This is a genomic window from Paenibacillus cymbidii (assembly GCF_004764705.1).
Lineage (GTDB): Bacteria > Bacillota > Bacilli > Paenibacillales > NBRC-103111 > Paenibacillus_AN > Paenibacillus_AN cymbidii.
This window is the reverse complement of sequence record NZ_SHLX01000007.1, coordinates 221115-240360: the sequence shown is the minus strand read 5'-3', so window position 1 is coordinate 240360 and position 19246 is coordinate 221115. Positions and strand designations below refer to the sequence as shown.

Annotated in this window: 16 protein-coding genes and 1 pseudogene; 13 read left to right on the top strand and 4 right to left on the bottom strand. The window is 61.2% G+C overall.

The window, feature by feature from the left end; all coding sequences use genetic code 11:
* Window positions 1-120: 120 nt before the first annotated feature.
* Window positions 121-2019 carry a heparinase II/III domain-containing protein gene (locus EXY20_RS12155; RefSeq protein WP_135551270.1) on the bottom strand — a complete coding sequence of 633 codons (1899 nt, stop codon included), beginning with the start codon at window positions 2017-2019 and terminating at the stop codon, window positions 121-123.
* Window positions 2020-2254: 235 nt separating this feature from the next.
* Between EXY20_RS12155 and EXY20_RS12150 the strand changes: the two genes are divergently transcribed.
* From EXY20_RS12150 to EXY20_RS12120, 6 genes and pseudogenes are all read left to right on the top strand, one after another.
* A complete protein-coding gene (locus EXY20_RS12150) occupies window positions 2255-2458 on the top strand; it encodes a hypothetical protein (protein ID WP_135551268.1) in 204 nt (67 codons plus the stop codon).
* Window positions 2458-3315 (top strand): ABC transporter permease, encoded by an 858-nt coding sequence (locus EXY20_RS12145; RefSeq protein ID WP_135551266.1) that lies wholly within the window; start codon window positions 2458-2460, stop codon window positions 3313-3315. Before EXY20_RS12150 ends, EXY20_RS12145 begins: the two co-directional genes overlap by 1 nt.
* A gap of 27 nt (window positions 3316-3342) precedes the next feature.
* Window positions 3343-3816 (top strand): ABC transporter permease family protein, encoded by a 474-nt coding sequence (locus EXY20_RS12140; protein ID WP_135551264.1) that lies wholly within the window; start codon window positions 3343-3345, stop codon window positions 3814-3816.
* Window positions 3817-3831: 15 nt separating this feature from the next.
* Window positions 3832-5238: pseudogene (locus EXY20_RS12130) on the top strand (sulfatase-like hydrolase/transferase).
* A gap of 434 nt (window positions 5239-5672) precedes the next feature.
* Complete coding sequence (locus EXY20_RS12125) at window positions 5673-6356, top strand: GNAT family N-acetyltransferase (RefSeq protein ID WP_235885684.1); 684 nt, start codon at window positions 5673-5675, stop codon at window positions 6354-6356.
* Between the two features lie 22 nt (window positions 6357-6378).
* Window positions 6379-7002, top strand: coding sequence for a C39 family peptidase (locus EXY20_RS12120; RefSeq protein WP_135551258.1), 624 nt, complete (start codon window positions 6379-6381; stop codon window positions 7000-7002).
* Between the two features lie 259 nt (window positions 7003-7261).
* Here the strand turns inward: EXY20_RS12120 and EXY20_RS12115 are convergent, their stop codons facing one another.
* On the bottom strand, window positions 7262-8047 hold the full coding sequence (locus EXY20_RS12115) for a YheC/YheD family protein (protein WP_135551256.1): 786 nt from the start codon (window positions 8045-8047) through the stop codon (window positions 7262-7264).
* A 126-nt stretch (window positions 8048-8173) separates the two neighbouring features.
* Here EXY20_RS12115 and EXY20_RS12110 point away from each other — a divergent pair, with 126 nt between their 5' ends.
* From EXY20_RS12110 to EXY20_RS12095, 4 genes are all read left to right on the top strand, one after another.
* A complete protein-coding gene (locus EXY20_RS12110; protein WP_135551254.1) occupies window positions 8174-9424 on the top strand; it encodes a phenylacetate--CoA ligase family protein in 1251 nt (416 codons plus the stop codon).
* 19 nt (window positions 9425-9443) lie between these two features.
* Window positions 9444-10463, top strand: coding sequence for a 2,3-diaminopropionate biosynthesis protein SbnA (gene sbnA / locus EXY20_RS12105; protein WP_135551252.1), 1020 nt, complete (start codon window positions 9444-9446; stop codon window positions 10461-10463).
* The gene (locus EXY20_RS12100) at window positions 10451-11422 is read left to right on the top strand and encodes a 2,3-diaminopropionate biosynthesis protein SbnB (protein ID WP_135551250.1); all 972 of its coding nucleotides are present in this window, start codon (window positions 10451-10453) and stop codon (window positions 11420-11422) included. Before sbnA ends, EXY20_RS12100 begins: the two co-directional genes overlap by 13 nt.
* Before the next feature lie 97 nt (window positions 11423-11519).
* Complete coding sequence (locus EXY20_RS12095; protein ID WP_135551248.1) at window positions 11520-11885, top strand: hypothetical protein; 366 nt, start codon at window positions 11520-11522, stop codon at window positions 11883-11885.
* A 113-nt stretch (window positions 11886-11998) separates the two neighbouring features.
* On the opposite strand, the gene EXY20_RS12090 is transcribed toward EXY20_RS12095, so the two are convergent.
* On the bottom strand, window positions 11999-12955 hold the full coding sequence (locus EXY20_RS12090; protein ID WP_135551245.1) for a helix-turn-helix transcriptional regulator: 957 nt from the start codon (window positions 12953-12955) through the stop codon (window positions 11999-12001).
* Window positions 12956-13684: 729 nt separating this feature from the next.
* Here EXY20_RS12090 and modA point away from each other — a divergent pair.
* Complete coding sequence (gene modA, locus EXY20_RS12085) at window positions 13685-14566, top strand: molybdate ABC transporter substrate-binding protein (RefSeq protein ID WP_235885682.1); 882 nt, start codon at window positions 13685-13687, stop codon at window positions 14564-14566.
* 44 nt (window positions 14567-14610) lie between these two features.
* The gene (gene modB / locus EXY20_RS12080) at window positions 14611-15312 is read left to right on the top strand and encodes a molybdate ABC transporter permease subunit (protein WP_135551243.1); all 702 of its coding nucleotides are present in this window, start codon (window positions 14611-14613) and stop codon (window positions 15310-15312) included.
* Between the two features lie 18 nt (window positions 15313-15330).
* Here the strand turns inward: modB and EXY20_RS12075 are convergent, their stop codons facing one another.
* On the bottom strand, window positions 15331-16221 hold the full coding sequence (locus EXY20_RS12075) for a helix-turn-helix domain-containing protein (protein WP_167859182.1): 891 nt from the start codon (window positions 16219-16221) through the stop codon (window positions 15331-15333).
* A gap of 125 nt (window positions 16222-16346) precedes the next feature.
* On the opposite strand from EXY20_RS12075, the gene EXY20_RS12070 reads away from it, so the two are divergent.
* Window positions 16347-19244, top strand: a complete 2898-nt coding sequence (locus tag EXY20_RS12070; protein ID WP_135551239.1) for a family 78 glycoside hydrolase catalytic domain — start codon at window positions 16347-16349, stop codon at window positions 19242-19244.
* Window positions 19245-19246 lie beyond the last annotated feature (2 nt).

Genomic DNA, 19246 nt, shown 5'->3' with positions numbered 1-19246 from the left:
GTCGATTTTGAGGCTTCAGGGTTGAGATAGCCAGTGTTTTCACTGGATATTTCCGACAAGGCGGGCGAAATCGGGCAAATAAGCCATTTTTCATGAGCTATTTGGGTTGGCCGCCTTCGCTTACGCCATCTCGATCAACAGCACCCGGCGGCCCTGCAGCACCGCCGTCTTCTCCCGCAAGATGACGCGATACACCGTATCGCCCCAGTTGCGCCGCAGCCGGGCGTCGGCCAGCGGAATCGCTTCCCAACTCAGCGCCAGCGCATCCGCGTTGAAGCCTAAACGCACCGGCCGGCCGACTTCCGGCGCAAGGACGAAGCTGCCGATGCCGTCCGACAGCGGCTGCCAGGGAGTCATCAGCGTGTAGTCCACCACCGCCGGCCGCTCCAGCGCAAACGTGTCGTCGACGACGATCGACGCGCCGCTCCCGTCGCCGGAGTCGCCTTCGTCGTTGCCTTTGCCGCGTTCGAGCCGCAGCTTGCGCCGCCACGACACGATGCCCGCTTCGGCCGGATAAGCCGCCGCCATCTCCAGCCGCAGCTCCGCATGGGCGGCGTCAAGCGCGCAGGCGACTTCCTCCGCGCGGAACTGCTCGCCAGCCATCTGCATCGCGCCGCCTACGGTCGGCACATTGTGGTAGGCCGATTGCACATACCACAGCTCGTACCGCTGCGGGCCGAACGTCTTGGCCGTGTAGTTTTCGGTGCCAAGATCGATCAGCACCGGCAGCCCGTCGGCGTAAACGATAAAATTGCCGATGTCGTTATGGTTGTGCGACTCCGCATTCGTACCGCCTTTGGCGGCGAGATACAAACCGCGTGCGCTGCCTTCGCGCTCGCGCGCCGTCATGACGTGGCGGTCCGCCATCCAGGCATCGCGTACGTACGGCGCCGATGCGCCGAGCCGATTGATTTCCTCCCGCGCGAACCAGTCGAGAAGCAGCGTCGACGGGATGAACCACTGGTAGCGGTCCGGCCGGCAAAACGGCGCCGTCGCCCCCAGCTTCATCAGCGCCTCGTCGCCGATCCGCTTGCCGTACAAGTAGGCCATGCTCATGACCGTCAGCTTGGCGTCTCCGTCCGCAAACGAAACGAAGTGGCTGTCGTGGATGTGAACCCGGTAATAATAGCGGCCGATCTCGCCGATGAGCGGCTCGGCGAACACGTTCAACCGGCCGTTCGTCGCCCGCTGCATCAGCTCCAGCGCCCGCATCAAAGCGCCGCCCGCGCCGCCCCAGTACATCGGCCCTTCGTCGCAGCAGCCGTCCGCCGGGAACCGGCGAATATATTCGTCCAGGCTGCGCAGCGCCTTGCGGATGCCCGCCACCCGGCGAGGCTCGTCCGTCTCCAGCAGCAGGAAGGCGAGCAGCACGTTGCCGTTGCACCACGGGTTCCAATTGTTCAGCGGCTTGTCGTCCGCGAAGCCCATCCACCAATAATCGTCGAATTCCATAAACGGCTCCAGCAGGCGCCGGCGTACTTCCGTGCCGATGCGCGCGAGCACCCGTTCCCCGCCGACGGCGAGCAGCGGCTCGCGCAGCAGATAAGCCGTCACCGCAAGCAGCGCGGCTGTTTCGGAACTGAACAGCTCGACTTCGTGATCGCCTTCGTCCGGCACGCTGGCGCCGCTGCGTTTCATCCGGCCGTTGTGGTGCGGGACGACCCACGTCGTTTCTTCGCAAATAACCCCGATCCCGTTGACGATTTGCTCCAGATAGCGCCCTTGCCGCTCGATGCATTCCGCGAACAGCAGCGTGCCGAGCGCGCTCCGCCTTTCCCAATAGGCGTGCAAATAATCCATGATGACGCCTTGTTTGGCATACGTGGCATACAGCTGCATCGTCAAGGCGGGCCAGGCGAAGCCGGCATAGGCTTCCGCTTCGGCGAGCCACATGCGCGCCGCCTCCGGGTCGACGGCCGACCAGCCCTCGCGGTCGGCCGCGTCCGGGAACGGCCGAAACCGTTCCCGCGGCAACAAATCCCCGGCGGCGACGGCCCGCTCGAACGCTTGCGATAACATGAATGAGTTCCTCCCGATCGGCGCTGTGCACCGTGCTGCGAATCCATTCCCTAGCTTAACGAAATGGCGGGCGGGCAGCACTATCGTTTTGTTAACCCAGCTTATCTTCTGTTAACTATTTTGCCGCCGAATGCGATCATCGTTATGTCGTTTTCCGAAGGGAGCTTGGATTTCCGCAACGGGTGAGGTAGATTGAAGCTACATGACCGGTTCCCGAAAGGGGAGGGGGAAACGCATGCCGCGGTGGTTCAACTGGAAATTTTCGGTTTTTTACAAGCTGGTGCTGGCGTTTCTGCTTGTCATTACGCCGCTGACCTACATCAGCCTGCATTTTATCAAGAGCGGCAAACGCAGCGTGGAGGAGGAACTGCAGCGCTCCATCGATTCGCGGGTGCAATATTACGCCAACCTGCTGGAAATCGATATGGCTCGCATCTGATGAACGTGCCGGGCCTGGCGATCGTGCTGCTGTTCAGCTACGGTCCGATGGCGGGGATGGCGATCGCGTTTCAGAAGCTCGATTTGACCAAAGGGCTGTTCGTCTCGCCGTGGGTCGGCTTCGACAATTTTACGTATGCGTTCAAACTTCCCGGCTTCCAGCAGGTGCTGTGGAATACCGTCTTCGTCACGCTGATGAAAATCGTCGTCGGGCTGGTTGTGCCGATCGTGTTCGCCTTGCCGCTTAACGAAGTGGGCCGGGCGGCGTTCAAGCGTACGGTGCAAACGATCGTTTATTTGCCCCATTTCCTGTCGTGGGTTATATTGTCCGGCATCTTCCTTGACGTGTTGTCCCCGTCCAGCGGGCTGGTCAACCAGGCGCTCGGCTGGTTCGGCGTCGAATCGATCTTTTTTGTCGGCAATGCGGACTGGTTTCCGTATGTGCTCGTCGCGACGCACAGCTGGAAGGAATTCGGCTGGGGCACGATCATTTATTTGGCGGCGTTCACCGGGATCAGCCCGTCGCTGTACGAAGCGGCGATCATGGACGGCGCCGGCCGGTGGAAGCAAACGATCTACATTACGCTGCCCGGCATTCTGCCGATCATCGTGCTGATGGCGACGCTGAGCCTCGGCAACGTGCTGAACGCCGGCTTCGATCAGGTGTTCAACCTGTACAGCCCGTCCGTGTACGAAACGGGCGATATCCTCGATACGATGGTGTACCGGCTCGGTTTGATCGATTACCAGTTCGGCGTGTCGACGGCTGTCGGCTTTTTCAAATCGATCGTTTCGCTCGTGCTGATGTCGGTTTCGTATGCACTTGCGTACCGGTTTGCCCATTATCGCATTTTCTGACGTTGTCCGCCCGGAAGGAGAAGTCGCATGAACAGGCCATTAAACGTGGGGTGGACGATATTCGTTCTTGCCAATTATACGCTGTTGTCCGTGGCGACCTTTCTTTGCTTCATGCCGCTGCTGCAAGTGCTGGCGATTTCGTTCAGCTCAAGCGCGGCGGCGCAAGCGGGCCGGGTGGCGTTATGGCCGGTCGAGTTTACGGTCAAGACGTATTCGTTCGTGTCGGAGAAGCCGGAGTTTTGGCGGTCGATCGGCGTTACGCTGCAGCGCGAGCTGATGGCGGTGCCGCTGTCGCTGCTGCTGGTCGTGCTGATCGCTTTCCCGCTATCCAAGGAGACGAGGGAGTTCCGATTCCGCACGGTGTATGTCTGGATTTTCGTCAGCGACCGGACCGTACGGGCGGCGCAAATTTTTCTCGGCACGCTGCCGATCATGCTCGTGTATCCGTTCCTGCAGCGGTATTTCATGAAAGGCATCGTGCTCGGTTCGGTCAAAGGGTAAGGGAGGCGAGCGGGGATGCAAGGGAGGCAGGGAGTACGGGGAAAACCGAATGTGCTGTTCGTTACATCCGACCAGCATCGCGCCGATACGCTCGGCTGCGCCGGCCATCCGTGCGTGCGTACGCCGCATCTGGACAAGCTGGCGCAGATGGGCATCCGTTTTGACCGCGCTTACGCGGACTGTCCCGTGTGCATACCGGCGCGAACGACGCTGGTCACCGGCATTCAGGCGCACGTGTACGGCAAGCCGGACTATGCGATCGATTACCGGATCGAGCGGAGGCGCGAGCTGTTCCTCGGCAGCTTGCTGACGCAGGCGGGCTACCAGACGCAGATTATGGGCAAAACGCATTGGCATACCGAGCCGAGCTTTCGCGGCGGTTTCGAAGGCGTTGTCGGCGAAAACCAGTACAACGACTAGGCGCGGCTGCAATTGAAGAGCGGGTCCGGTATCGGCATGAACGAACCGTTCCCGGATTGGAACCAAATGCTGGCGGAATGGACGATGACGCACTGGCTCGTCGATCATGCGATCCGGTTCCTCGACTATCGCGACCGCACGCAGCCGTTTTTTCTCTGGCTGTCGCTGATCGATCCGCATCTGCCGAATACGGTGCACGAGCCGTACTATTCGATGTACGACGACGAAGACGTGCCGGCGCCGGTTGTGCCGTACTGGATTTATACGGACGCGTGTCCGTACGACTTGCGCAAGCACCGGGAAATGTGGAACTCGGTGAGGATGAAGCCGAAGGCGTTGCGCAAGGCGCGCGGCGTGTATTACGGCATGGTGACGCATCTCGATCACCAGCTCGGGCGGCTGCTCGGCAAGCTGCGCAGCGTCGGCGCGCTGGACGACACAAGGATCGTGTACGCCAGCAACCACGGGGAAATGCTCGGGGACATGGACGATACCGGCAAATCGACCTTTCTCGAGCCGTCGGCGAACATTCCGCTGATCGTCCTCCCGCCGAAAGGCGAAACGTTTGCGGCCGGGGGGACGTGCGATGCGCTGGTCGGGCTCGACGATTTGTTCGCGACGTTCTGCGGCATCGCCGGCTCTCACGTTCCGCCGGACATTACGGGGCGGAGCCTGCTGCCGCTCGTGCGCGGCGAGGCGCAGGCGGTGCGGCGCGAGCGGCATGGCCAAATCGGCCACTCGCATATGCTGCACACGGGTGGGTACAAATATATGTACAGTGCCGAGGACGGCAAGGAGTTGTTATTTGATGCCGTTAACGATCGCGGCGAATTGGCACCTTTGCGGGATCGGGCGCTGCTGGCCACGCTGCGTCGGCAGTTGATCGTGCATTTGGCGGCGGAAGGCAATCCGCATGTGTTGGGCGGCGAGCTCGTCAACCTGAACGTGCCGCAGCTGTCCGACCGCGAGCTTCGCGCGCACAATACGTACGGGTGGCATTAAAGGGGGAGCGGACTCGGAGGGATTCTCCTTCGATCGCTTGTTGTTTTCGGATGCAGCCCTTCCGCTTCGCTGCTTCGTGAACGAGCGCTCTCGCGCGCTGCTGCAGGAAGCAGATCCTGGCGAGCTACGCTCTGAATGGCCCGATTTATTGCTCGGCAACCAAAATAGCCCATGAAAAATGGCCTATTTGCCCCTTATCGCCCGGCTCGAAGGAAATAGCCAGTGATTTCACTGGTTATTTGCCCGTGATCGCCTTCCAATAGGCATTTCAAGCGAAATAGCCAGTGATTTCGTTGGTTATTTCGTATGGACGGCCCGTTTTTGGCGAAATAGGCAAGAAAATAGGGCCTATTTTGCAGGAGGTTAGTTGGCGGACGGGGGAATGGCGCGCATGAAGCAAAGTGTCTTTTTTCGTGCTGTCTGGGACGGCCACGATGAGGATTGACGGGAAAAGCATTGTGCTTCACGAACTGGAAGGCATCGAAATCGCTCCGCTCCTGGCACATCAGATGTGCAACGAGCCGGGGAGACCGATTCGCGGTGGAATGAAGGAAGGAACTCGTATCCATTTGGCGAAATGGTACGGGGGAGGGGATACGGTGAACATTCGCGTATTGAATGAAAACGACGTTGAAGCGTATCGGCAGCTGCGCTTGCGCGCATTGCAGCTGAATCCCGAGGCGTTCGGATCGACGTACGAGCGGGAAGCAACTTTTTCGCTGGAATTCGTAGCTGACCGGGTTCTGGCTGCGGAAGGCAAATTTACGCTGGGCGCATTCGACCGCCAAGGCGCTCTGGTCGGCATCGTGACGTTTGTGCGGGAAAGCGGCGTCAAAACCGCTCATAAAGGAAACGTCTACGGGATGTTCGTCGCGCCGGAAGCGAGAAGCCGGGGCGTTGGCAAGGCGATGCTGCTTGCGTTGATCGAACGGGCGAAACGGCTTGACGGCGTGGAGCAACTCCATCTGGCGGTCGTGTCCGCCAACGATCGCGCTCATCGGCTGTATGAAGCGCTTGGCTTTCGGAGCTATGGCGTCGAAGTACGCGCTTTGAAATACGAAGGAAACTATTCCGACGAAACGCTGATGGCGCTGCCGCTGCTGCGGGAGCAGCCGTAACGGGGAAAGGAACCGCAACCGAATGCAAGCGATGCAACCGAACGAATCTGCGCAAACGTTCCTCGTTTCTTATCCGATCCCGTTTTATACGCAGATGGTCGATTTTGCCGACGAACACCTGCAGGGCTTCCGCAGCAAGGAGGACGCGGAACACTGGCAGGTGCGCGGCTGCGGAATCGCTTCGCTGAAGATGGTGATCGACGGCTTCCGGCGTCATTGCGGCGAGCCGCCAAGCGAAGCTTATGGCGAGTTGGTCTACCGGGGCGCGGCAAGCGGCGCCCATTGCGATAAAGGGTGGATCCATCAAGGGTTGGTCGAGTTGGCCGCCGGCTACCGGGTCCGGGGGAAGTCGATCCGGCGCAGCGGCGCTCGCGACGTGCTAGCCGAACTGGAGCAGAACAGGCCGTGCATCGTTTCGGTTACAGCGGGCTTTAACGGCGGGAAACGGAAGCCGGACGGCGCTCTCCTTGCGCCCGGAGGGCACCTCATTGTGGCGCTCGGTTATGTGATGGCGGACGGGGAGCTGCAAGGTTTTATCGTCCACCATCCGTCGTCTTATGCCGCGTACAATTGGGAACGGCATTTCGTCCGGTTGGATGATTTCGAGCGCTCGTTTTCCGGCGCGTTCCTGTCGTTCTGGCTATGAGCGCAAGCAGAGACGGTGCTGCGTCCGCCAAATAAGCCATGTTTCAGGGGCTATTTCGCTGAAAATGACCGGCCACGGCAAAATAGCCAGTGAAATCGCTGGCTATTTCATTGAAATGTGCCATTTTGGGGCAATTTGGTCAGAATAGCCAGTGTTTTTACTGGCTATTTTTAATGGAGGGGAGCAAAATGGATGAATAAGCCATTTTTTATGGGCTATTTTTCCAAGAGGTCCTCGAGGTTCGGCTTCCCGGCCTACCTCATCGCGTCGTGAAATTGCCGTTCAGCCTGCGAAAAGCCAGGATGCGGCGGTACATCGTGCGGTCCGCCAGCTTGCGGAACGGGATGGCTTCCGGTCTTGTGTTGACTTCGAGAATCCAGCTGCGGCGCCATCCGTCGACGGCAATGTCGAAGCCGAGCTCGTTTAGATGCGGGAAGGCGCGCCGGAGCGTACGCGCCGATCTCAGGCCGAGCCGGCGCAGCCCGGAGATCAGGCGAACGCGATCCCTGAAGCCGAGCGAGCCGGCCAGCGCCGCGTCGCAAGTGCGGATGGTCGCCCCCTGCGAGCCGTTCGTCACCGCTTTGCCGGGATGGGCGACGCGCGCTAGCGCGCCAGTAACCCGCCACCTGCGATTGCGGTCAAGCTGCGTCACAAGACGAATGTCGAACTTGCGGCCCCGATGCCGCAACAAATTAATGCCCCGCTGGATCAAATACGTTTCTCTGGAAACGTGGGGTCTGAGCGCGGCCAACAGCGCTGCCAGGCCGAAGCCTGTGCGGCGCGACGATCCGATATGAACCGAGTAGGCGACGACGCCTGCCCGGTTTTTATGTTTTTCGACGCGAATGACGCCGCGGCCGTGCGAACCGCGGTTCGGTTTGACGTACACCATGCCGTAAAGGGCAAGCATGCGCTGAAGTGCGGCGCCGCTGTACCGCATCGTAGCAGGTATGTGCGGTTTGACGGTGCGATTGCGGTTCAGAATGTTCGTTTTGGTCCATTTATCATGCGCCAACCGCGCGTAGCGCCCAGCCTTTTGCCCCATCGTATCATCCCTTTCTTCTAATCTAGCGTATGAACGCACATCCTGCGGGGAGTGGGCAAGAACAGCGACGCAAGCAACTATTTTGCATAAGATGCTAGTATTGGAACGGCGCAAGGAGGGAAAGGAATGGAAGCAACGGGCATCGCCGCGCCAACGGACGAATCCGTAAGCGCGAAACTGGAGGAAGTGCTGGCGCTTCACCCCTGGTACCGGGAACTGACAACAAGCGGCGCTGATTGGAGCCAACTGCCGCTGCTTACCCACGACAAGCTGATGCCTTATTATGAGCGGTCGGCGACGATGGCCGGCGGGGGGCTTTACGTATACCGGACATCCGGCACAAGCGGCGGCATGCGCAAAGCGATTGTGTATGACGATGCGGACGAAGCGGCGTATTTGGCGGCCAAAACGGAGCTGTTCACCCGGCTGCTCCAGCCGTATCCGGCAAGGAGGGCGCTCAGCGACATGGGCACCGGCCATGCGGCGGCAACGGCAATTGCCGTGTTCGAACAACTTGGCTTATTGACGGCAAGCATCCCGTTCCACGAACCGGTGGAGCGGCATTTGGCGGCGATTGCGGACTTCCGGCCGGATGTGTTGTACACGATGCCATCGCTGCTCGACAGCATGCTGGCCGCGGCCGGAGATTCGTTCGATTGGGGCGTCATGTGCGTCATGCTGGTTGGCGAAGCGGCGCCGCCCGCCTGGCGGAAGCAAGCGGCAGCGAGGCTCGGGATCGGCGCCGATGCCGTCATCGACACGTACGGCAGCATCGAAATCGGCACGATTGCGTACCGCGATGCGGCAACCGATCGTTATGTGCTGCTTGACGGTTTGTTCGCGGAAGGGGCAACGCCGGCAGAAGCGGGACTGCCCGGCATGGAATTGCCGGAAGGGGAATCCGTGCTGGTGTTGACTTCTTTCGTCCGGCGGCAATTTCCGGCGCTGCGGTTCGTGACGTACGATGTGGTGCGCGATTTGCGCGCGATGACGATCGACGGGCGTGAACGAATGACGTTCGCGGCGTTGGTGAAACGGATCGGACCGGAGCTGAAGCACGGCGAAAAAATCAGCGTCTACGACATCGAACATGTCGTGCATACGTTTGCGCCGCCCGGTACGGAAGTGCGGGTCGCCGTGGAGCATAATCGCATGCGCGTTTATTTGCTCAGCGAAACGACGATCGACGAGGAAACGATCGTCCGGATTCAAGACGGCGCCTGTGACGCGATTCCGGCCATCGGCGATATGATCCGCGCCGGTTTGCTGGCGTCGATCGACGTGCGGCAAGTCGATGCGGACAACGAAGCGCACTATCGCGGGCTGGCGGGAACGGCAGCCGTCAAGCGCAAGAAGCTGTACGTGACCGGCCAGTGACCCGGCAAGGAGGGCGATTATGAGCGCCTGCGACGATATTATGGGAGCGATCGGCAAAACGCCTGCCGTCAAGCTGGCGAGACTGTTTCGGGATGCGCCGTTCGCGGTGTACGCCAAGCTGGAGATGCTCAATCCGGGAGGCAGCGTCAAAGATCGGCCGGCCATCGACATGCTGCGAGCGGCACAGCACGAAGGCAAGCTGAGGGAAGGTTCGGTCGTGGTGGAGTCGAGTTCGGGCAACCTGGCGATCGGCTTGGCGCAAGCTTGCAATTTGCTCGGCTGCCGCTTCGTCTGCGTGGTCGATCCGCGGACGACGCAAGCCAATTTGCGGCTGCTGCGCGCGTATGGCGCCCGGATCGATCTTGTAAGCCGGCCCGACCCGGCGACGGGCGAATTCGTCCCGGCGCGTCTGAACCGGGTGCGCCGCTGGCTGTGCCGGCTGCCGGACGCGTTCTGGCCGAATCAATACGCCAACCCGCACAACGCGGCGGCCCACCAGCGCACGACGATGGCGGAACTGGCCGCCGATGTGCCGGCGATCGACTATTTGTTTCTTGGCGTCAGCACATGCGGCACGCTTCGCGGCTGCATCGATTATATCCGCGAGCATGGCCTGGCTACGCGCGTGATCGCCGTCGACGCTGCGGGCAGCGTCATTTTCGGGCGGCCGAACGCCGGCGTGAAGCGGCATTTGCCCGGCATCGGGGCGGGTATTGAGCCGGCGCTTAAGCCGGCTGAAGGCGTGCACGACGTTGTGACGGTCGGCGACCGCGACAGCATTCGTTATTGCCGGCTGCTGGCCCGCCGGGAATCGATCGTCGCCGGCGGTTCTTCCGGCGGCGTTGTTGCCGCTGTTGCCGCGTACCGGGAGCGGATCGCTCCGGGCAGCGTATGTGCGGTGCTGCTGCCGGACCGCGGAGAGCGGTACCTGGATACGATTTATGACGACGGTTGGGTGAACGCCACGTTCGGACCGGCTTATCTGGCAACGCTTCGATCAGGCAGCACGAAAGGAGACAACGATCCGTGCGATATTTGAACGACCGGGATTTGAACGCCGTCGGCATGCCTTGGGGTGAACTGGCGGACGTCATTGAGGCGGCCGCCGGCTCTTACGCGGCGGGGGAGTGCGCACAGCCGCTGAAGCCTTACTTGCAATACGGCGATCCGGCCAACCGGATCATCGCGATGCCGGCGTATGTCGGTCGTCCGGTCAGGGCCGCCGGCTTGAAATGGATTGCCAGTTTCCCGGCCAATGTCGCTTCCGGTTTGCCGCGTGCTCACGGCGTCACCGTGGTGAACGATCCGGACACGGGCATACCGCAGCTGCTTATTGCCGGCGGCATGCCGAACGCGGTACGCACGACCGCTGTGAGCGCAGCGCTGCTGCGCAAACTGTTGCCGTCTGACGGCCGCAAGCGGCAGGCTCTTGTCATCGGCGCCGGTCCGATCGGCAGCATGCATGCGCGCATGCTGGCCGAGTTGTTCGGCGACACGATCGCGCGTATTGGCGTCTACGACAAGCGGGCGACGCTAGGGGAAGGGACGCCATTAGGCGGCGACGAGCGTATCGTGCGATGCGGCGAAGCGGAGTGGCGCGAGGCGTACACTGGGGCCGACGTGGTGGTGACGTGCACGGTGGCGACCGACCGCTACATCGAGCTGACGCCGAAGCGCGATGCGCTGCTGCTGCACGTTTCGCTGCGCGATTATTTGCCGGGGGCGCTGGCTGCCGTCGCGACATTTGTCGTCGACGACTGGAACGAAGTGTGCCGCGCCGACACGGATATCGAGCGGCTGCACTTGGGCGGCTTGCTTGAGCGCGGGCAGGCGCTGGCGTTTCCGGCGCTCGTCAGCAGCGATGCGGCGAGGCTGCAGCGGCTTCCGCGGCCGCTGCTGTTTGCGCCGATGGGGCTGGCGATATTCGACGTCGCCATCGCCGCCTGGTACGGCAAACAAGCCGAACAACGCGGGCTTGGCGTGCTGCTGGAGCTTTAAGCGGCAGGAAGAGGCGGCTTATCCGGTCTATGGGACGAAGTTTCGACATAAATTTGGGAAGGAGTCGGGAGATCAAGCGGCAGCGGGAGGAATCGGCGTGATTGTGAAAATTCGGCATTGGGCGGTAGACGTCAAATATGCGGCGGTTTCGTTCGTATCCGTATTGCCGGCGCTGCTGTTTCATCTGGTGCACTGGTTTTCCGCGCCGATGCTGCTGAGTGCGGGCGAGATGGGCGCGCACCATCACGCCGCTGCCGGCAATACGGCCGGCGGGGGATGGATCGCCGGGCTGATGCCCGCCATCCTGCTGCTGAATGTCGCCAGTATCGCCCTTGCTCTTGCCCAACTGCGCAAAGCCTGGAAGGAGAAACGCCGCAACGGCCATGTGTATGCATGCTGCGCGGTGTCGTTGGCCGTGCTTGCGATCAGCGTTTACAGTTTGGCCGACATCGCGCTGGCGTAACGGTACCGGAGCCAACCCAACGATTATACTCGAAAAATCATACAGAATGAGCGGCATCGGCCCCCCAACCCAACGATTCTACCCGTCGGCTGACCGGCCGACTCCTTTCCAAACTACGTTTCGTAAAGCACCTGACCCGTCTGCGTCAAATCGTAGCCGCCCATTGCCTGCAGCTCGCCGCGAAACGAGTCGGAGCGAAGGATGCGCAGCACGGCTTCGATCCACTCGGCGTTGCCTTTCTTCAGCATGACCAAGTCGACCCGCTCGACCGCGAGCGGGATGAACGAGATGCCGCCCACGAGCCGGGCGGCTTTTTCATGGCCGACGCCGAAGTCGGCATCGCCCGAGGCGATGCAGCCGGCGACGCCGAGATGGTTCGTATGCTCTGTTTCGTAGCCGAGCAGGCTTGACGGCTCAATGCCGTGCAGCCGCAGCTGCTCGTCGAGCAGTACGCGCGCGCCCGCGCCGCGCTCGCGGTTCGCCACGCGCAAGCCGCTTCTGCCGCGCAGGCTTGTCCAATCGGCAAGGCCGAGCGGGTTGCCTTCGCGCACGTAAAAACCGGCCCGCCGCGCAAGCAGGTTGACGATCGTCCAGGACGAGCCGATCAGCAGCTTGCGTACATACGGGATGTTGTATTCGCCGGTATCGCCGTCGAGCAGATGCGTGCTGACGATATCGGCTTCGCCGCGGTACATGGCGACCAGGCTGTCCATGCTGCTGGCATAGGAACGCAGCGGCCGGTAGCCGGGCGCCGCCTTCTCAAGCTGCCGGGCCAGCAGGTCGAGGCTGACGTCCTGGCCGGTGATGACCAACTGGCGCGCCGCCGAAGGCGCGACGGTTGACAACCCGGCAGCGGACAGGCTGCCCGGCGCAGGAGCGGACGCATAAGCGGAATGGCGCGCCCGTTTGCTGCGCCTCTTGTAGGCGTCCAGGTCGACGTTGTCGACGCGCATTTGTTTGCCGACACGATAGGCGGGCAGTTCGCCTTTTTTAACCAACTCGTAAACGGTCAGCTTTGAAATTTTCAGCAATTTGGCGATCTCTTCCACCGTGTACGAAACGTCGCTCATCGCCGGTATCCTTTCTCCCGCATAGACGAGTATTTTTTACAGAATCAGAAAGTATAAACTCCGGAGCGGCACTTCCTGATTCGGCATGAAATGTTACCGCTAAAGCCGGGTCAACTTCCTCGAAGTGCTTCGATAGAAGCTTTTCTTATCCTCAACATGCATCTGGATGTACAAGCTTCCGAACGGCAACGATTGTTTCATTGTAGCACAAAAGTCGTCCCTTCGCCGCGGGAGGAACCGGTCAGGGCAATCGCTTACGAATGGTTACGATTCACCGTCACCCTGCTCCTGAGACACGATTCCATGAAATAGCGGAAAGAGATTCCGCTATTGCGCCAATGTTGGCTGTTGAGCACTGAATAGCGGAAAGAGATTCCGCTATTGCGCCAAAGTTGGCTGTTGAGCACCGAATAGCGGAAGGAGGTTCCGTTATTTCTCCAACGTTGCGAGTTGCATCAATCGTGACGATACATCTTTTGAGATCGAGCAGGTGCTTTCATTGCTTGTTTGATCAACGGCAACTCCCCTTGCCTTTTTCCAGCTTGGGTTTACTTTCATAAGCAATTGCCTTGATAAACCGGTTCGCCGGCTAGCAATCGTTCATGGAATTGCCACGTTGCCGCGCAACTCCGTATTTACAACGTTAAACCGACACCGGTATAATCAAACATGTCTAAACATAACGAAATAAAACCAAACAGAACGAACGAAACCATGGGAGGGTGGAAAATGAAACGTTTGTATTTGACTCTTTTGATTGCCGCAATGGCAATCGCCATCGCCGCATGCGGGTCCAAGGACGACACCAAATCGGCATCGTCGCCGAAACCGGGCGCCATGGCGTCGGCATCGCCGGCCACTGCGTCGCCGACTCCGGCAAGCGCGTCCCCGTCTGCTTCGACAACGCCGGCGGCCAAGGTAGAGCTTACCGTTTCGGCGGCCGCCAGTTTGACCGACGCGCTGAACGAAATCGGCAAAAAGTACGAAGCCTCGCACGCGAACGTGAAGCTGGCGTTTAACTACGGCGCCTCCGGTACGCTGCAGCAGCAAATCGAACAAGGCGCGCCGGCCGATCTGTTCCTGTCCGCCGCCAGCAAAAATATGAAGACGCTTGTCGACAAACAATTGGTAGACGCGGGCAAGCAGCGCAACCTGCTGAGCAACGAGTTGGTCGTTGTCGTGCCGGCGGACAGCAAGCTGACGCTGACCGGAGTCGCCGATCTGGCCAAGCCGGAAGTAAAAGTGCTGTCGGTAGGCATTCCGGAAAGCGTGCCCGCCGGGCAATACGCCAAGGACGCGCTGACGAACGCCAAGCTGTGGGACTCGCTGCAAAGCAAAACCGTTCAAGCCAAAGACGTAAAAGCCGTGCTGCAAACAGTGGAAACCGGCAACGCCGAAGCCGGCTTCGTGTACAAATCGGATGCGCTGACGTCGACCAAGGCCAAAATCGCGTTTACGGTTACGCCGGGTACGTACGGCGCCATCGAATACCCGATCGGTATCGTCAAGGCGACGAAAAACGCCAAAGAGACGGAAGAATTGTACAACTACTTGCAATCGAAGGAAGCGCTCGATATATTCGTGAAATACGGGTTTGTCGTGCCGAAATGATAAACGGGCCGCGCAGGCTCGCATGAGAAAAGGGGGCGGAAGGCATGAACGGGGACGAGCTATGGCATCCGATCCGCCTTTCCGTCCAGGTGGCGCTCGTGTCGAGCGTGCTGGTGGCGGTTCTCGGCATCGCGGCGGCCTGGTGGATGGCACGGCGCAAGTTTCCGGGGCGGACACTGCTCGATACCGCGTTCATGCTGCCGATCGTGCTGCCGCCGACGGTCGTCGGCTTTCTGCTGCTCGTCCTGCTGGGGCGTAGGAGCGCCGTAGGCAAGCTGGCGGAATGGCTGTTTGCCAAACCGATCGTGTTCACCTGGTGGGCGGCGGTGATCGCGTCGGTCGTCGTTGCGTTCCCGCTCGTGTACCAGACGATGAAAACCGGCTTCGCGCTGGTCGATCGCGACCTGGAAGACGCGGCGCGGTCGTCGGGCGCCAGCGAATGGGCCGTCATCCGCTACATCAGCCTGCCGCTGGCGTACCGCTCCGTCATCTCCGCCTACGTGCTCGGCTTTGCCCGCAGCCTGGGCGAGTTTGGCGCCACGCTGATGATCGCCGGCAATATCCCCGGCCGCACGCAAACGATCCCGACCGCCATTTACGTGGCGGTCGATTCGGGGCACCGAACGACCGCCTGGACGCTGACGGGGGCCGTGATCGCGCTGTCGTTCGTGCTGCTGCTGTTCACCGGCCGCTTCGGCGGCAGGGAGAAAGGAACGGCCGGCTCCGCTCCCGCCAAAGGACGCTGAACCGGCCGCGAAACCTGCCTACTCCGGCTTGCGCCGCTTGCGATATTGCAGCGGCGTTTGGCCGGTCTTTTTTTTGAACAGGCGATTGAAGAAGGTGATGTCCTGATAGCCGCAGTCGCGGGCGATAGCCGACACGCTGTCGCCGGTGGCGAGCAGCCGTTCGCAGCTGCGTTCGATGCGGAGCTTCTGCACATAGTCGGTGAACGTCATCCCGGTAAGGCGCCGAAACCTCCGGCTGAACTGGCGTTCGCCGAGCCCTGCCGCAGCCGCCAGCTCGCCGAGCTGCAGCGGCTCCAGCGCCCGCTCCCGGACCGCGGCCACGATTCGCTCCAGCGTGTCGTCGCGCGGGACCGCCGCCGCTGCGGCCGGCGCCCCGCCGATCGCGCCGCTGCGGCGCAACAGCACGAACAGCCGGATTACCTCCGCTTCCGCGAGCAGCAGGTAGTCCGGCTTCTGCTGCGTCAGTTCGTCGCGAAGCGTTTCGGCGATGCGCTGGAACGAGCCGTCCTGATCGCGCAAGTGCAGCCACGTCTGCGCCGGGCTGGCGGTTTCCAGAAACCGGCGCATTCCGTCGCCTTGCGGGAATTTGGCGGCCAGCCGGCGCATGATCGACGGATGCAGCAGAATGTTGTAAACGATCAAATGCTTGCGTCCGGGGGCGGGGGAACTGGGGCGGAAGACGTGCGAGGCGCCAAGCGGCAAATAAAAAAGATCGCCTTTCGTCACCGGCAGCACGCGGCCGTCGATATGCTGGAAGCCGCTTCCTTCACTGACGTAATTGATTTCGACAAATTCATGGTTGTGCAGCTCCAGCTCGAACGATTCCGACACCCGGTTCACATGGATCGGCCGTTCCGGCGTCACGTATAAACGGGCCGGCGTCGTGCCGACATAAGGGTGAATGGCCACCGGGTTTCGCCTCCTTGTTGTTGTCCGAATCATCCGTAGTTCATGTCCGAATCGACCGTAAAAGCTCGCGTGATCTTACTCTAAAATAAAACCGACGACAAGTAAAGCGGGAGGATGGAGCACAAATGAACGAGCAGCGGCAATGGCAGGCGGAATGGATATGGGGAAGCGGGGAAACGAGCCCGCGCAACGAATGGCGCTGTTTCCGCGGGCAATTCCCGGCGACGGCGACGCAATACGACAGCGCTTCCATCGCGATTACGGCGGATTCGCGGTATGTGCTGTTCGTCAACGGCGTGCAGGTCGGTCGAGGCCCGGTACGGTCATGGCCGTTCGAGCTCGCTTACGACGAATACGACATCGGCCATCTGCTCCAGCCGGGCCAAATGAACACGATCGCCGTGCTGGCGCTCCATTTTGGCGTGTCCACGTTTTATTATTTGCGCGGCCGAGGCGGTTTGCTGGCGGAAGTGACGGCCGGGACGGACGACAGGCGCGAGCTGCTGCTGGCGACCGGAAGCGATTGGACGACGGCTGTTCACCTCGGCCACGATATCCGTTCGCAACGGATGTCGTGCCAGCATGCTTTCAGCGAAGCAACGGATGCCCGTCTGTGGGACGAGGCGTGGACGCAGCCGTTTTATGATGCTGCCGGGTGGGAGCCGGCGTCTGTGCTCGGACCGGCCGGCATGGAGCCGTGGACGAAGCTCGTGCCCAAATCGATTCCGCACCTGACCGAAGAGCCCTTCTACCCGGTGCGGGTGGAAAGCTTGCGCCGTGTCGAACCGATCGCATGGGCGGCCGCATTCGATCTGCGGAGCGCGTTCCGTCCGGACAGCGGATCGCACGCCAACAACGTGGAGCTTTCCGGTTACTTGAGCACCGTGATCCGGACGGCTCGCGGCGGCAAGTTTACAATCGGCATTCCCGATGCAGGCAGGCTGTTCGGGGCAGCGGGCATCGGCGGCGTATGGCACGAAAAAGCGGCGTTTCGCGTCATCGACGACCAGTTCCGGCTTGATGTGGAGCTGCCGGGCGGCGACCATTTGCTTCTGCTGGACGTCAGCGGCTCTACCCATGGCCACGCATACCATCTGGCGATAGACAGCGAATCGCCGTTCGAACTGTTATCGCCGCTTGCCGGCTCTGCCGGCGAAGAAACAACGTTTGCGATCGTAGGCCCTTTTGCGATTCGCGAGGTCATCGATCATCAGGCGGCAGCGCCGATCGATCGCGCCACGCCGGCGTTTGCCGGCATTCGCGGCGTCGCGACCGCAGCCGAGCTGGCGCAAACCGCCGGTGCATGGCTGCAGCCGGTCAGCGCGGCGTACATCAGCCGCGACGACGTTTATGCCCGCTGCGTCTGGACGCGGCAAGCGGAGCCGCTGCCGGTGCCGCTCGGGCTGCAGCAAGCCGTCGTCGCCGGCGGCAACGCCGCGACCGTGCCGCTGTTCCCGAACGGCGACACCGAGTTGATTGTCGATTTTGGCCGCGAATTGACCGGGTTTCTGACGTTTGAAATCGATGCCGCGGCCGGCACGATCGTCGATATATACGGCTTCGAGTACATGCGAGAAGGCTGGCGGCAAGATACGAACGGGCTCGACAACACGCTGCGCTACGTTTGCCGCGAAGGCCGGCAATCGTATGCGTCGCCGGTGCGCCGCGGGTTGCGGTATGCGATGATTGTCGTCCGGCAAGCGGCGCGCCCGCTGCGTGTCGTCCGGCTGCAGCTGATCCAGAGCAACTATCCGGTTGCCGATATCGGCCGGTTCCAATGCGCCGACCCGATGCTGAACGACATCTGGCAAATCAGCCGGCACACGACCCGCATGTGCATGGAGGACACGTTCGTCGATTGTCCGGCTTACGAGCAGACGTTCTGGGTCGGCGATGCCCGCAACGAGGCGCTCGTCAACTATTATTTGTTCGGGGACACCGCGATCGTCGATCGTTGCCTGCGGCTTGTGCCGGGCTCGCGTTTCCAAACGCCGCTGTATGTCGACCAGGTGCCGAGCGGCTGGAACAGCGTCATTCCGAACTGGACGTTCTTCTGGGCAATTGCCTGCCTGGAGCTGTATCGTTACGGCGGCGACCGCGATTTTGCCGAACAGATGTGGCCTCATGTGAGCTTTACGCTGGACCATTACTTGCAGAAGCGCGACGAACACGGCTTGCTGAACATGCACGGCTGGAATTTGCTCGACTGGGCGCCAATCGATCAGCCGCGGGAAGGGATCGTCACGCACCAGAACATGTTCCTGGTGAAGGCGCTGCGCGCCGCCGACGAGTTGGCGGCCGGCCGGGACGGGTACGACGGTCGTTATGCGTCCGCCGCCGCAGCGCTGCGCCAGTCGATCAACGCTAGGTTATGGTCGGAGGAGCGGCAGGCCTATCTCGACTGTATCCATTCCGACGGACGCGTATCGACCGTATTCAGCATGCAGACGCAAACGGTCGCTTATTTGTGCGGCATCGCGGAAGGAGAGCGGCTGGGGCGGATAGAGCGGTACTTACTGCAGCCGCCGGCGGATTTTGTCCAGATCGGCAGTCCGTTCATGTCGTTCTTCTATCATGAAGCGCTGGCCGCGTTGGGCCGATTCGATGTGCTTGTGGGCGACATCCGCGAGCAATACGGCCAAATGATCGACAACGAGGCGACGACGTGCTGGGAGATGTACCCGAAGGGCGACGGCGGGGGAAAAGCGGACTACATGCTGACACGCAGCCACTGCCATGCGTGGTCGGCAGGGCCGGGTTATTTTTTCGGCGCTTATGTGCTTGGCGTGCAAGGGGCGGATCCCGGCTGGTCGAAGGTGCGCATCGCACCGCAGCCGGCGGGTCTTTCGTGGGCGAGAGGGGCGGTGCCGCATCCCGGAGGCGGCCGCATCGATGTCGGCTGGAAGCTCGACCCGAGCGGCAAACGGATGCATATTCGCGTCGAAGCGCCGCGCGGCGTGGAGCTGAAGGTCGTCGCTCCGGCGAATGTGGAGGCGACCGTCGAGCAACACGCCGTCGGCTAAAA